This is a genomic window from Micromonospora sp. NBC_01655 (assembly GCF_026339755.1).
Taxonomy (GTDB): Bacteria; Actinomycetota; Actinomycetes; order Mycobacteriales; family Micromonosporaceae; genus Micromonospora.
Genome location: NZ_JAPEQF010000001.1, coordinates 6268339 through 6282315 on the forward strand (window position 1 = coordinate 6268339; position 13977 = coordinate 6282315).

General features: G+C 74.0%; 10 protein-coding genes. 3 read left to right on the top strand and 7 right to left on the bottom strand.

Going from position 1 to position 13977, the window contains the following annotated elements; genetic code table 11:
* Positions 1-20: 20 nt before the first annotated feature.
* From OOK41_RS27565 to OOK41_RS27585, 5 genes are all read right to left on the bottom strand, one after another.
* Complete coding sequence (locus OOK41_RS27565; protein ID WP_117666158.1) at positions 21-1988, bottom strand: DUF2075 domain-containing protein; 1968 nt, start codon at positions 1986-1988, stop codon at positions 21-23.
* Positions 1989-2098: 110 nt separating this feature from the next.
* Positions 2099-4003 carry a DUF2075 domain-containing protein gene (locus OOK41_RS27570; RefSeq protein ID WP_117666156.1) on the bottom strand — a complete coding sequence of 635 codons (1905 nt, stop codon included), beginning with the start codon at positions 4001-4003 and terminating at the stop codon, positions 2099-2101.
* A 113-nt stretch (positions 4004-4116) separates the two neighbouring features.
* Positions 4117-4494: a nucleotide pyrophosphohydrolase gene (locus tag OOK41_RS27575; RefSeq protein WP_117666154.1), complete on the bottom strand. Its 378-nt coding sequence runs from the start codon at positions 4492-4494 to the stop codon at positions 4117-4119.
* A gap of 158 nt (positions 4495-4652) precedes the next feature.
* On the bottom strand, positions 4653-6320 hold the full coding sequence (locus tag OOK41_RS27580; RefSeq protein WP_266267215.1) for a SulP family inorganic anion transporter: 1668 nt from the start codon (positions 6318-6320) through the stop codon (positions 4653-4655).
* Positions 6317-6712, bottom strand: coding sequence for a metalloregulator ArsR/SmtB family transcription factor (locus tag OOK41_RS27585; protein ID WP_323136243.1), 396 nt, complete (start codon positions 6710-6712; stop codon positions 6317-6319). The genes OOK41_RS27580 and OOK41_RS27585 overlap by 4 nt, the downstream gene beginning before the upstream one ends.
* Positions 6713-7211: 499 nt before the next feature.
* On the opposite strand from OOK41_RS27585, the gene OOK41_RS27590 reads away from it, so the two are divergent.
* A complete protein-coding gene (locus tag OOK41_RS27590) occupies positions 7212-8231 on the top strand; it encodes a LacI family DNA-binding transcriptional regulator (RefSeq protein ID WP_266267217.1) in 1020 nt (339 codons plus the stop codon).
* Positions 8232-8259: 28 nt separating this feature from the next.
* Here the strand turns inward: OOK41_RS27590 and OOK41_RS27595 are convergent, their stop codons facing one another.
* Entirely contained in the window at positions 8260-10335 is a 2076-nt protein-coding gene (locus OOK41_RS27595) for an EAL domain-containing protein (RefSeq protein ID WP_323136270.1), read from the bottom strand.
* 802 nt (positions 10336-11137) lie between these two features.
* On the opposite strand from OOK41_RS27595, the gene OOK41_RS27600 reads away from it, so the two are divergent.
* Entirely contained in the window at positions 11138-11515 is a 378-nt protein-coding gene (locus OOK41_RS27600) for a PH domain-containing protein (RefSeq protein ID WP_266267219.1), read from the top strand.
* A gap of 108 nt (positions 11516-11623) precedes the next feature.
* Here the strand turns inward: OOK41_RS27600 and OOK41_RS27605 are convergent, their stop codons facing one another.
* Positions 11624-12550, bottom strand: a complete 927-nt coding sequence (locus tag OOK41_RS27605) for a 2-hydroxyacid dehydrogenase (protein WP_117666925.1) — start codon at positions 12548-12550, stop codon at positions 11624-11626.
* A gap of 191 nt (positions 12551-12741) precedes the next feature.
* Between OOK41_RS27605 and OOK41_RS27610 the strand changes: the two genes are divergently transcribed.
* Positions 12742-13917 (top strand): sorbosone dehydrogenase family protein, encoded by a 1176-nt coding sequence (locus OOK41_RS27610; RefSeq protein ID WP_117666142.1) that lies wholly within the window; start codon positions 12742-12744, stop codon positions 13915-13917.
* The last annotated feature ends 60 nt before the right edge of the window (positions 13918-13977 follow it).

Genomic DNA, 13977 nt, shown 5'->3' on the forward strand with positions numbered 1-13977 from the left:
GGATTCCCTACGCCACCCTGTCAGCTCTTCCGTCGGGAATCTGACAGTCCCTGCTGAGTGGTGTTTCCTTCCACCCGTTCGCCGACCCGCCGCACGCCCGGCGCAACCGCCGGGCCACGACGACGGGGGCGAGGAATCAGCCCCGACAGGAAGTCCTGCGTCTCCGGATCGACCGAGTAGAGAAGGGTGCCGAACAATCCCCGGGTGAGCAGCACCTTGTACGCGTTGCGGATCAACCTGTCCGGATTCTTCGTCTTGACTCTTCCGTCCTGGGAAACCAGCTTGGGATCACGCAGCTCGCCGGGCCGGGTAACGAAACGGCCGCCCCGTACCACCAGGTCGGGTCCCAAAATCACTCCCGACCAGTGGTACTCGAAGCCCTGAGCGGTGTAGATGCAGCCGATCTGGTGGAAGCCGCCGGGATCCGTCGCCCAGTAGGAACTCGACGGGATACCGGGCGGCGGGGACTCCTCGTAGGCGTTCCACGGGCGCGCCCACCCGTGGATGCGGACGTCCGGCGCCAGCCGTCCGCCGCGAGACTTCGTCGTCCACGGCCAGCAGAAGCCCGCCGAGATCCTGGCCGTCTCGCCCTGGTCGTTGCGGTGCCGAAGGACCGTTTCCATCTCCTCGGGCGAGTCGGCCAGCGCCAGCCGGAAGTTCTCGTCCCCGGTCCACCGGTACGGGTCCGCGTTCTCCAGCCCCAGCAGACAGCGCACCCACCGCTCGTACCGAGGGCTGCCGCCACACCGGAACTGCGCGCCCAGGGCGACCTCGTCCACCTCCAGGTCCAGACGCTGTGCCGCCTCCCTGATGGCGGCGATGCTGCCCACCTCGTCCGGCCGCACGACCTGGTGGTCGTCGAGGAGGAAGACCGGCACCTTCGCCGCGTCGATCAGCTCCTGCACCTGCGGTCGGTCGGCCCGCCACGACCCACGTGCGCTGCGCTCCCGGATTCGGTGCGACTCGTCGCAGATCAGCACGTCGAGCCCGTCCTTCCGGCTGGAGGTGAAGTTCATGAAGTACTTGAACAGCCGATCGGATCGTTGCGACGGGTGCAGCGGCTGCTCGCGGGCGTAGAGCTGCAGGGTCCGGGTGAACGCCTTCGAGCCGGTGGCGTGATTGACCTGTCGCCCCTCCCGCAGCAGGTCGACGAAGAGGTCGAGCGCGATGGCACTCTTGCCGGTGCCTGGCCCACCGGACACCACCACGACTCGTTTGCGTCGGCCCGCGTCGGCCCACCGAACCGCCCGCATGACCAGCTCGTATGCCTCACGCTGCTCGTCGAGCAGGACGAAATGCCCCCGGCTGCCCACCTCGTCGGCCGCGATCGCCAGCAGCCGCGCGCTCTGCCGCACCGGACTGGTCAACAACCGGTGCGCGGCACGCCCGTCCCGGACCTTGGAGAACCTTGCCGCCAGGTAACCGGGGAAGCGGTCGGCTCGGTCCGGCGTGTAGAGCATGTTGCGGTAGCTCCGGGGCGACGGCCGATCGGGGACGCTTTCGACAGTCGCGTTGTGCAGGTACGCCATGCCATGCACCGTTTCCGGCCATTCACGCAGCCGCTCAAGGTGGTCCACCAGATAGGAGCAGTACGCCTCGACCTGCACCGACGGGTGCAGCAGCGGCCTCGGCGTCCACGGTGCCCGCAGGAGGCAACCGGCCTCGTCGTACCGCTCCGCCGCACTCCACTGCTTCAGCTCGACGACCAGGTACGCCGGGCGCGAGTGCAGCGGTTCGGCACCGGCCAGGATGACGTCGATCCGTTGGCTGCTGCGGGGAAGCTGGTACTCCACCAGCGCGTCGAGGTCACCGAACCCCAGTTCGCAGAGGTGCCGGGCGAGCGCCGGCAGGCTCCTGCGCCACGACTCCCGCTCGGGCTCCCCAACCGAGTACCCGGTGGCTACCAGGTGCGCGGAGACCTCATCGACCAGTCGCCCCGCCTCGGCCAGCTCCAAGATGCGGGTGGGTGTGGTCTGGTACGCCGACACTGACGGGCCCCCAAAACACGAGAATCTCGTGCGGTGGGGGCATGTCCCTCACAGGAAGCCCGTCGTTCCGCTCAACCGACCGTCACCCTAGCCACACGCTTTGGCTGCCGCTACCCGGCCATCTTCTCGAACCGGACCTCCGGCGGGTGCTCGACCCGCACCAGGCCGTGCAGGTACTCGCGGGTCTCCGCGTCCGTCGCGTACAGCACCGTGCCGCGCATCCCCCGGGTGAGCAGCACCTTGTACGTGTTGCGGATGAGGCGATCCGCCTCCTCGTCGCTGACCGATTTCTTGCTACGGAACGCCGGGTCCTTCGACTCCTCGCGGCGCGTCACCAGCCGCCCGTCCCGGGCCACCAGGTCCGGGCCGATGATCACCCCGGACCAGTCGTACTCGAAGCCCTGCGCGGTGTAGACGCAGCCGACCTGCCCGAATCCGTTCGGATCGGTGGCCCAGTAGGCGCTTCCGGGTGCGTCGCCGACGCTACGGTCGCTCTTGACGTTCCACGGTCGGGCCCAGTCGCCGACCGTCACGTCCGGCACGAGCGTGCCGTCCGGCCTCGGGTCGCTCCACGGCCAGCAGTACCCGGCCGACATCCTGGCCGTCCCGCTGCTTCCCTGCCGTCGGGCCAGGTGGTCCTCCAGTTCCTGGGGCGACTCGGCGATCCGTACGTCGAACCGGCCGTCGCCCGCCCAGACGGACGGCTCGCCGCCGTCGAGGCCGAGCAGGGCCAGGACCCACTGCTCGTACGCCTCGCTGCCGCCGCAGCGGAACTGGTCGTGCAACGAGACGACATCGACCTCCAGGCCCAGCTTCTCGGCGAACGCCGAGATGACCTCGACATTGCCCAGTTCACCGGGCTTGACCACCTGGTGCTCGTCGAGGAGGAAGACCGGCACCCGGGCGGCGGAGAGGAGTTCCTCCAGTTGCGGACGGGCGATGTCTCGGCGGGCCTTGGTCGTGTAACGGTTCACCGAGGTCTCCCGCACCCGGTGCGCCTCGTCGCAGACCAGCACCTCGATGTCGTTGGTGCCGGCGTCCATGAAGCTGTTGAAGTACTTGAACAGGCTCTGCAGGCGGGTGGATCCCCGGCCGGCGTAGCGGCGCAGGGTCTGGGTGAAGGACCGGGAGCCGGTGGCGTGCAGCACGGACCGGTTCTGTCGCGCCAACTCGCCGAGGACCGAAAGGGCGATGACACTCTTGCCACTGCCCGGCCCGCCGGCCACCACCACGGCCCGCTTGTGGTTCGCCGTCCGGGCCCGTTCGACCGCGTGCATGACCAGCTCGTACGCGACGTGCTGCTCGTCGAGCAGGGTGAAGTGCGAGCTTTCCTTCAGCTCGGCCGCCGCGTACGCCAGCAGGTGCCGGCTGGGACGCACAGTGCTGGTCAGGAACCGGTCGGCTGCGTCCGCTCCCGAACTGGCGGCGAACCGGCTGCGAAGATGGTCGAGCCACTGGCCCCGGCGTTGCCCGGTGAAGATCCGGCTCTGCTCGGTGGCCGGCCGGTCGAGCAGGTCGACGACATCCCGGTCCACGGCGTTGTGCAGGTACGCGGCACCGCTCAACCGCTTCTGCTCCCGGCCGAGGATCCCCAGGAAGTCGCTGAGATAACGGCAGTAGTCAGCCACTTGGACACCGGGGTGCAGCCGTGGCCCACGGACCTGTTCGACGGCCACCAGGGTGTCGGATTCCTCGTAGGCCGTGGCGTAGCTCCACTGCTTGAGTTCGACCACGAGGTACGAGTCGTCCCCGGTCCGGGGGTCGAGGCCCGCCAGTACCGCGTCGACGCGGCGGCTCGTCAACGGGAGCTGGTACTCGACCAGCACCTCGACCTGGGACAGGCCGGCGTCGACGAGATCCTGTGCGAGCACCGGCAGGCTGCGCGACCAGGCCCGCTTCTCGGCGGGAGCCACTCCGTGGCCGTTGTGCCGGGCCCGCTCGGCCAGCACCTCGACCAGGGTGCCGTCGGTGGCGAGTCGCAACAGGCCAGCAGCGGACGTACGGTACGCCGACATCAGGGAAGCGCCTCCGGGCAGCACGAAGCGTTCGCGCGGGGGGCATGTCCGTATCAGAAGCCCGTCAGACCGCTTTTCTACCCGAATACCCTATCCAGAAGATCGATCCGCGGCTACGGCCGCGCCGCCTTGGCGGCCGAACCGCGCACCCGGTCCGCCGGATACCGCCGGGCCACCTCCGCCAGCTTGTCTTCCGCCGCCCGGACCAGGTCGATCCCGAGCACGTCGGCCAGCCGGGGCAGGTAGATCATGACGTCGCCGATCTCAGCGCGCACCCGGCCACCCAGCTCCGGATCGGACATCAGCCGGATCGACTCCTCCGGCGTCAGCCACTGCAACTCCGCCAGCAGTTCCCCGACCTCGCCGGCCAACGCCATCGCCAGGTTCTTCGGCGTATGGAACTGCTGCCACTCCCGGTCCTGGGCGAACCTCCGTAGCTGGTCGGCAAGCTCCGCCACGGTCTCCAGGTTGCGGTCGTCACTCCGGCTCATGTACGTCTCGGCTCGTTTCGATGGGTAGGTCGGTGCCACCGCAGATCCTGACACGGCCTGACGCCGCCTTGGCCCATCAGGCGTGAATCCTGGTAGGGATCCGCCCCTGGAGGGGCAGATCCCTACCAGGATCTTGAAGCGCGGGCCGGTCCAGAGGGTCAGTGGGCGTCGGCCAGGGCCAGATCGCGGGCGTGGGCGATAGCCGCTGGGGTGTCCGAAAAGACCAGGCCGTCGCGGCGCAGTTCCTCCGCCACCCCCAGCACGCTGAGCACCTGGTCGTGCCCCGGCGTCACGCCGGAGAGCAGCACCACGATCCCCCGCCCCCGCAGCCGCCGGATCGCGTCGCCGAGCACCTGCGCGCCGGTGGCGTCCATGGTGGACACCCGGGACATCCGCAGGATGACCACCCGGACGTCGGCGACGTCGGAGAGCTGGAGCAGGAAGGTGTGCGCGGCGGCGAAGAACAGCGGCCCGTCCAGCCGGTACGCCACGATGTGCGCGTCGAGCAGGGCGTGCTCCTCGGCGCTGTGCTCCCCCGCGTCCAGCGGAACCTGCTCCAGGCGGGCGCTGCGGGCCACCGCGCGCAGCGCGATCACGATCGCCACGGCGATGCCGACGGCCACGGCGGTCACCAGGTCCCAGATCACCGTGACGGCGAAGGTGAGCACGAGCACCAGCGCGTCGCCCCGGGTGGCCCGAGCGAGCGCCCAGAGGGAGCCGGCCTCCACCATCCGTACGGTGGTGGCGAGCAGCACCCCGGCGAGCGCGGCGAGCGGGATCCGGCCGACCAGCGGGGCGGCGGCGAGCACGATCGCCGCGAGCGCGGCGGCGTGGGTCAGCGCGGCCAGCTTCGACGACGCCCCGGCGCGCACGTTCACGGCCGTACGGGCGATGGCGGCGGTGGCCGGGATGCCGCCGAACAGCGGCGAGGCGAGGTTGGCCAGGCCCTGACCGAACAGCTCCTTGTCCGGGTCGTGCCGCTCGCCCACGGTCATCCCGTCGGCGACGGTGGCCGAAAGCAGGCTCTCCAGTGCCGCGAGGGCGGCCACCGCGAGCGCGGACGGCAGCAGCACGCCGACCGCGCCGAGGTCGAGGAAGCCCAGTGACGGCGCGGGCAGCCCCTGCGGCAGCGCGCCGATGCGGACCAGGTCCACCGGGGCGTTCTCGGCGAGGATCGTCGCGGCGGCCACGCCGAGCAGCGAGAACGGCAGGCCGGGCCGCCAGCGGGCGCCGAGCAGCATCAGCGCCGCGACGCCGAGGGCCACCGCGAGTGCGACCGGCCGGGGGTGTACGACGAACCGGGCGACCGCGTCGGCGGCCACCGCCCACACCCGGTCGCCGTGCGCGTCGGTCACGCCGAGCGCGGCGGGCACCTGTTGCAGGGCGATGACCACGGCGATGCCGGCGGTGAAGCCCTCGATGACGGGAGTGGGCAGGTAGCGGACGTACCGGCCGAGGCGGGCCAGCGCCAGGGCGATCAGCACCAGGCCGGCCATCGCGCCCACCATCAGCACCCCGGTCGGGCCGAACTGCTGCACCACCGGGACCAGCACCACGGTCATCGCCCCGGTGGGGCCGGAGACCTGGAGGTTGGATCCGCCGAAGACGGCCGCCACCGCGCCGGCGACCACGGCGGTGACCAGCCCGGCCTGCGCGCCCAGGCCGGAAGTGACGCCGAAGGCGAGGGCCAGCGGCAGCGCCACGATCGCGACGGTCAGCCCGGCGAGCAGGTCCCGGCGGGGCGAGCGGCGTACCGCCTGCCAGTCGGCGCGGCCGGGCAGCAGGCCGAGGACCCGGTCGCGGACGACGGCGGTCGCGGCGCTCACCGGCTCTGACCGGCCCGCGAGCCATCCAACCCGGTGCTCGTGGCGGCGTCGGGAGCGGGACCGGTGCCGCCAGCGCGCAGTTCGTCGAGCAGGGCGTCCCGGTCGGTGAGCACCGCGCCGAGGATCCGCCGGCCGGCGGCCAGCAGGTCGGCCACGTCGGGGGTGCTGAGCGAGTACATGACCAGGGGGCCGTCCCGGTACGAGGTGACCATGCCGGCGCGGCGCAGCACGGCGAGCTGCTGGGAGAGGTTGGACGCCTCGACGTCGATTGCCGCGAGCAGCTCACGGACCGGCTTCGGCCCGTCCTGGAGCAGTTCGAGCACCCGGATCCGCGCGGGGTGCCCGAGGGTGCGGAACAGCTCGGCCTTGGCCTGGTACAGCGGCACGGACACCCGTGACCCTCCCCAACTCGATGAGAACATGACGAATTTACCACTTGCGGAATTCTTCAAGTGCTCATGTGAGCTGATCGACACGAGGCGCGGGATGCTGCGGCGTCCCGGCGTCGGGTTACCGCAACATCCCGCACGTGGTGTGGATCAAGCAGCGGGGGCGAAGCGGCCGCGTCGGCGACGACGTTGTCACGCCGCCGGCATGCACCACGTCGACCGAGGGTGGCGCCGCCGAGGCGGCGGGAAGGGGCCGTCGGATTCAGTTGACCGTGCGCAGGATGGTGCGGGCGGTGACCCCCGCTGCCCGCCGTCGACGCCCTCCACGGTCGCGTCGAACTCCGCCGCCGGACAGTCGGCGTCGCGGTCCTCGGCGAAGAACCAGAACGCGGCCACAGCCCGGGGCGCCCGCCGGGTCGGTTGCAGTAGCGTGAGTGCCGCCGTCACCCCGGCGCCGGGACACCCGCCCCGGGCGGGCCGAGCAAGTGAAGGAGACACGCCGGTGAAGCGGCCGACCATCGCCGACGTCGCACGGCGGGCCGGGGTGTCCAAGGGCGCGGTCTCGTACGCGCTGAACGGACAGCCCGGCGTCTCCGAGGCGACCCGGCAGCGCATCCTGGCCATCGCCGCCGAGATCGGGTTCAGCCCGAGCAGCGCCGCGCGGGCGCTCTCCGGCGCCACCGCCAAGGCGGTCGGCCTGGCCCTGTGCCGCCCGGCCCGGACCCTCGGCATCGAGCCGTTCTTCATGGAGCTGATCAGTGGCGTCGAGGCCGAACTGTCGGACCGGTCGTACGCGCTGACCCTCCAGGTGGTCGCCGACCAGGACGCGGAGATCGCGGTCTACCGGCGCTGGTGGGCCGAGCGCCGGGTGGACGGGGTCTTCGTCTGCGACCTGCGCACCGACGACCGCCGGGTACCCGCGCTGGAGGAGCTGCAACTGCCGGCCGTGGTGATCGGCGGTCCCGGGCACACCGGCTCGTTGGCCAGCGTCTGGTCCGACGAGGCCGCGGCGCTGGCCGAGACGGTGGAGTACCTGGTCGCCCTGGGCCACCGCCGGATCGCCCGGGTCGGCGGCCTGCCCGCGCTGCTGCACACCGAGATCCGCAGCGACGCGTTCACCGAGGTGTGCCGGCGGCTCGGGCTCGACGAGTCGGTCACCGTCTGGTCGGACTACACCGGCGAGGAGGGGGCGCGAGCCACCCGACGGCTGCTCAGCTCACCGGGCCGCCCCACCGCCGTCATCTACGACAACGACGTGATGGCCATAGCCGGGCTGTCCGTGGCCCAGGAGATGGGTCTTCAGGTTCCCGGCGACCTGTCGATCGTCGCCTGGGACGACTCCCCGCTGTGCCAGCTCGTGCACCCGCCGCTGACCGCCCTCGGCCGGGACATCCCCGCGTACGGCGCGCACGCCGCCCGGCAGTTGCTCCGGGTGATCGCCGGCGAGCCGACCAGCGGGCTCCAGGACGAGACCGCGCACCTGACGCCCCGGGGCAGCACCGCCCCGCCCCGGGTCAGGTGAACCGGTTCAGCACCCCGCCCCCGGGACCTCACCTGGACGCGGACGGGAATTCCTCGAAGTACGCCTCCACCCGCTCGGCGGTCGCCGGCCGGGCGAGCGCGAAACCCTGCCCGTAGCGGCAGCCGGCCCGACCGGCGGCGGCCACCTGGGCCGGCGTCTCGAGCTGCGCGGCGACGATCTCCAGGCCCAGCCGATCGCCGAGGCTGACCACCACGTCGACCAGCGGGTGGTGCCCGCCGTCGGCCCCGTCGACCCGGTGCGGGGCCAGCTTGAGCAGGTCGATGGGGAGCCGGCGCAACTGGGCCAGCGAGGCGTGCGCGGCCCGGAAGTCGTCCAGCGCGGTGCGCACGCCGAGCGAGCGCAGCCCGGCCAGCCGGGCCACCACCGTCGGCAACTCCGCGCCGATGCGCGGCTCGGCCACCTCGACCACCAGCCGGTCCGGCGGCACCCCGTGGGTGGCCAGCACCGCCGCGGCGCGCTGGAGGAAGTCGGGCGCGGCCAGCTCCCGAGGGGTGACGTTCACCGACATCCAGAGCTGCCGGTCCGCCGACCAGTCGGCCAGTTGGCGGCAGGCCCGGTCCAGCACCCAGCGGCCCACCTCGCCGAGGAGGTCCAGGTCCTCGGCGACCGGGAGCAGCTCGGCCGGGAGCACGGTGCCCAGCACCGGGCTGCGCCAGCGCAGCAGCGCCTCGGTGCCCACCGGCAGCCGGTCGGCCAGCCCGAGCACCGGCTGGTAGACCAGGTCCAGCTCGCCCCGGGCCACCGCGCCGGGCAGCTCCCGCTCCAGGTCGAGCCGGCGGACGAGCTGCTCCTCCAGGTATGCGTCGTACCACTCGATCCGGTCCCGGCCAAGCTGGGCGGCCCGCCGGCGGGCCAGGTCCGCCTGGCGCAGCACGTCGTCGGCAGCCGCGCCGAAGATCTCGGCCAGGCCGATGCTGGCCTGCAACCGGACCTCGTCGCCCGCCACCCGGTACGGCTCGCCGAGCGCCTCCAGCAGCCGGGTGCCCAGCGCGTACGCCAGCACCGGGCCGGCGGTGGTGACCACGCCGAACTCGTCGCCGACCAGCCGGGCCACCAGGTCGTCCGGGCCGACCGCCGCGCGCAGCCGGCGGGCCACCTCCACCACGACCACGTCGCCGACCGCGTGGCCGCGACCGTCGTTGACCACCCCTAGGCCGTGCAGATCCACCACCAGCAGCGCCCCGTTCCGCCGGGCGGCCAGCTCGCGCAGCAGCTCGCGCCGGTTGGCCAGCCCGGTGAGCTGGTCGGTCGCGGCGAGCTGGTGCACCGCGCGCTCCAGCCGACGGCGCTCGCCGACGTCACGCACATGCAGCACCAGCGCCTGGACCTCGGGCGCCCCGCGCTGGTCGCTGATCGTGGACTCGGTCTCCTGCCACGCCCCGTGTCCGTCGCGCATCCGGGCGACCAGCAGCGTCGGCCGGGCACCGGCGCGCACCTCGTCGAGCAGCAGCGCGGCGCGCGGGGCGTCGGCGGGGTGCAGCAGGTCGGCGAAGGGCCGGCCGAGCACGTCGGCGTCGGTCAGCCCGAACAGCCGGGTCCCGGCCGGGGACTGCCAGCGCACCCGCAGCGCTTCGTCGAGCAGCAGGATCAGGTCGTTGCCGCCCGCGACCAGGGCCCGGAAGTGCGCCTCCTGGGCGGCGAGGCGGGCGGCGTACCGGCGGTTGTCGGTGGCGGTCATCAGCTCCCGGACCACCAGCGGCGGGATCACCGCCAGCCCGAGCAGGATCGCCCCCGGCGTGAAGTCGCCGTGCGCGTAGAGGTGCCCGCCGGCGGCCAGGGTGGCGATCGCGGCCGGCGCGCTGACCCGGGGCCAGACGGGCGGCGGGCCGCCCGGGCGGCGCGGGTCGCCGGCAGCCACCCGGCGGACCCCGGCGGCGGTGAGCAGCGCCCCGACCACCAGCGGCCCGACGGTGGTCAGCAGGGCCCGGTCCGGGGCCTCGTAGGCGAGCAGCACGATCAGCGCGAGCAGGCCGAACTGGGCCGCCCCGGCGCCGAGCAGGCAGATCGCCGCGCCCGGCCGGCGCTGCCAGTCGGCCAGCGCCGCGACACCGATCGCCGCGAGGCCGAACCCGCCGGCCACCACCGCGACCCGGGCGGCCGGCGGGGTCTCCCCCGGCGGCAGCAGCACCCAGGCGGCGAAGATCAGGCTCAGGCCCAGGCTGACGATGTCGACGGCGCGGCGGACCCGGGCCCGGTTCGGCAGCCGGCTGCGGCCGGGCAGCAGGAGCAGCCCGCCGGTGTGCAGCAGGGCGGCGACCCCGAGGCCGGCCGCGCCGACGGCGACCCGCAGTCCGGCGCCGACGAGCGGGAGCACCGCGACGGTCAGCCCGACCGCGGCCACCGCCGCGTCGAGCAGCCCGGCGGCCGAGCGGCAGCGGGTGGCGCGGCGGCCGGCCCGGTCGGGGCCGCCGCCCGGTGGCCCGGCATGCCTGACGGGCACGGCCAGCAGGGACAGCCGGACGCCGGCCAGGACGCTGCCGGCGGCGCCGGCGAGCGCCACCGCGGCCAGCGGCGGGACCGCGCCGGCCAGGCCGGCGAGGACGAGCACCGCCGCCGTCGCCAGCGCCAGCAGGTCGGCGGGACGCGGGAGGCTGCGGGAGGCGCCGGAGGGATACGCGACGGACACGGCGATCGCCTTCGTGAGGGGGCACGGGCGGTGCGGTACGACGGTGCGGTTGCGGTCGACGGCGTCGCCCGGCGTGGCGTTCCGGGGCGGCGTGGGCGCGACGGGTTCGCCGGCCCAACATGGGGGAACGATCCATCGACACCGCAGGAAACGGCTACCAGGCCGCGAAAATGAGTGATTCAAGTCACTATCATGGCGCCGATCACCCGCGCCCCCGCCCGCCCGGGGTCCGGCCCAGCCCGGGTGGGATCATCGGGGGGTGAGCCGCGCCGAGACCGTCCGCTTCCGCCCCAACCAGGCGATCCTGGTCGCGGCGGTGATCGCCTTCATCGGGGCGCTGCCGCTGGCCAGCGCCGGGTGGTACTTCCTGCCGGTGCTGCTCGTCCCGCTCGCCGTCGCCGTCTGGGCCTGGCGCTCCGGCACCGAGGCGGACGCCCGGGAGCTGCGCCTGCGGGCGCTGGCCGGGCAGCGCCGGATCGGCTGGGAGCGGATCGTCGAGCTGACCACCGATGCCCGGGGCCGGGCCGTCGCCCGGCTCGACGACGGCGAGTGGCTGGTCCTGCCCGCGGTACGCGGCACCGAACTGCCCCGGCTCGTCGCCGTCACGGGCCAGACCCTGCCCGGCCCGACCGTCTGACCCCGACGGCCCGCCCGCCCGAGTCGACCACCTGACCCCGACCGCCCGACCCCGACCGCCAGGCCCCACGCCGGCGGGCCGAGCGTCGGCCGGATTGGCCGGGGCGGCTCAGTAGCCGTCCGAGACCGTGTTGACCAGCGGCTGGCCGGCGACGAACCGCCGCACCTGCTCGCCCACCAGCCGGTACCCCCGGGGCAGCAGCCCGCGCACCGAGCCGGCGACGTGCGGGGTGAGCAGCACGTTGGGCAGTTCCCACAGCGGGTGGTCGGCGGGCAGCGGCTCGGGGTCGGTGACGTCCAGCGCGGCCCGCAGCCGGCCGGAGGCCAACTCCGCGACCAGCGCGTCCGTCCGGGCCACCGGGCCGCGCGCGGCGTTGACCAGCAGCGCGCCGTCGGGCATCGCGGCGAGGAACTCCTCGTCGACCAGGCCCCGGGTGGCCTCGGTCAGCGGCACCAGCAGCACCACCACGTCGGCCTCGGGCAGCAGCGCCGGCAGCTCGTCGACCCCGCGCACCCCCTCGGCGGGGCGGGCCGTCCGGGCGACCAGGGTGAAGGTCACCTCGAACGGCGTCAGCCGGGCGCGCACCGCCGCCCCGATCGAGCCCGCGCCGACGATCAGCACCCGCTTGCCGGCCAGCTCGTCGGTCGGGCAGACCCGGTCGTACGCCCACTCGCGGCGGGACTGGGCGACGGCGAAGGCGGGGAAGCCGCGCAGCTGGGAGAGGATCGCGCCGGCCACCCACTCGGCGGTGCCGGAGTCGTGCACTCCGCGCGCGTCGCAGAGCGCCACCCCGGCCGGGACCCGGCCGGCCCAGGCGTCGGCCCCGGCGGAGAGGAGCTGCACCACCCGCAGGTCGGGCAGCTCGCCGAGCAGGGCGGTGGCGTCCCCGCCGGACAGGAACGGGGGCACCCAGAACCGCACGTCGGCCGGGTCGGACGGGAGGCGGGACGGCGACTCGGCCACCTCGACGCTGACCCCGGGCGGCACGTCGCCGAGCAGGTCGCGGCCGACCGGGTGCGGAATCCATACCTTCACGCCCGATGACGATAGCCGCCCGGCGGCGCGGGCGCCCCGCCGGCGGGGGCCGAACCACCCGGTGCCGGACCACCCGGTGCCGGCGGGCCGCCGGTCGGGGACGACCGGGCATCGACCCCCGGTGACGGCCCCGCCCGGACCGGCCCCGCGCGCCCCCGCCCGGGCCGGTCCGGGCGGCTAGGCTGGGCCGGGTGAACGCCCGTCCCCCGTACCCCCGGAAGAGTGCCGTGCGCGCGGTGGCCGCGGCGTCGTGCGCGGCGCTGCTGCTGGCCGCCGCCGGATGCAGCTTCGGCGAGCCGGACCCGGACCCTGCCGGCGAGCCGCCGAACCTGCCGACCCCGTCCGCGTCCGCCCCCGACGGCGGCGCCGGCCAGCAGGTGGTCGCCACCGTGCTGGCCAAGGGCCTGCGGGTGCCCTGGGGGATCGCGTTCCTGCCGGACGGCGGCGCGCTGGTCACCGAGCGGGACAGCGGCCGGATCCTCCGGGTCGGGCCCGGATCCGGGCGGGACGGGCTGACCGTCACCGCCGTGCAGACCGTGCCCGAGGTGGCGGCCGGCGGGGAGGGCGGCCTGCTCGGCATCGCCGTGTCGCCCCGCTACGCCACGGACCGGACGGTCTTCGTCTACCACACCGCCGAGCGGGACAACCGGATCGTCAGGCTGGAGCTGGGCGGCCGGCCGACGCCGGTCCTGACCGGCATCCCCCGGTCCGGCACCCACAACGGCGGCGGACTCGCCTTCGGCCCGGACGGCCACCTGTACGCCAGCACCGGCGACGCCGGCAACCGGGAGTCCGCGCAGGACCAGAAGAGCCTCGGCGGCAAGATCCTGCGGATCACCGCCGACGGCAAGCCGGCCCCGGGCAACCCGTACCCGGGGTCCCCGGTCTGGTCGCTGGGGCACCGCAACGTGCAGGGCCTCGCCTGGGACGCCGGCAAGCGGATGTACGCGGTCGAGTTCGGCCAGAACACCTGGGACGAGATCAACCTGATCACCAGGGGCGGCAACTACGGCTGGCCCCGCGTCGAGGGGAAGGCCGGCGACAAGCGGTACACCGACCCGCTGGTGCAGTGGAAGACCTCCGACGCGTCCTGCTCGGGCCTGGCGGCGACCGATCGGCTGCTGGTCACCTCCTGCCTGCGCGGGCAGCGGCTCTGGCTGGTCGAGCTGACCGACGCCGGCACCGTGCTCGGTCAGCCCCGGGAGATGTTCACCCGCAGGTATGGTCGGCTGCGGGCGGCGGTCGCCGCGCCCGACGGGTCGATCTGGGTCACCACCTCCAACCACGACGGGCGGGGCGAGCCGGCCCCCGAGGACGACCGCATCCTGCGGCTGGTCTTCTCCGACGGCGGCGCGGGGCGCAGCTAGCCCCGGCCGTAACACCCCGGTCCGCGCGGCGCGCGCTCCGGAATCCCAGGTTTGCCAAGA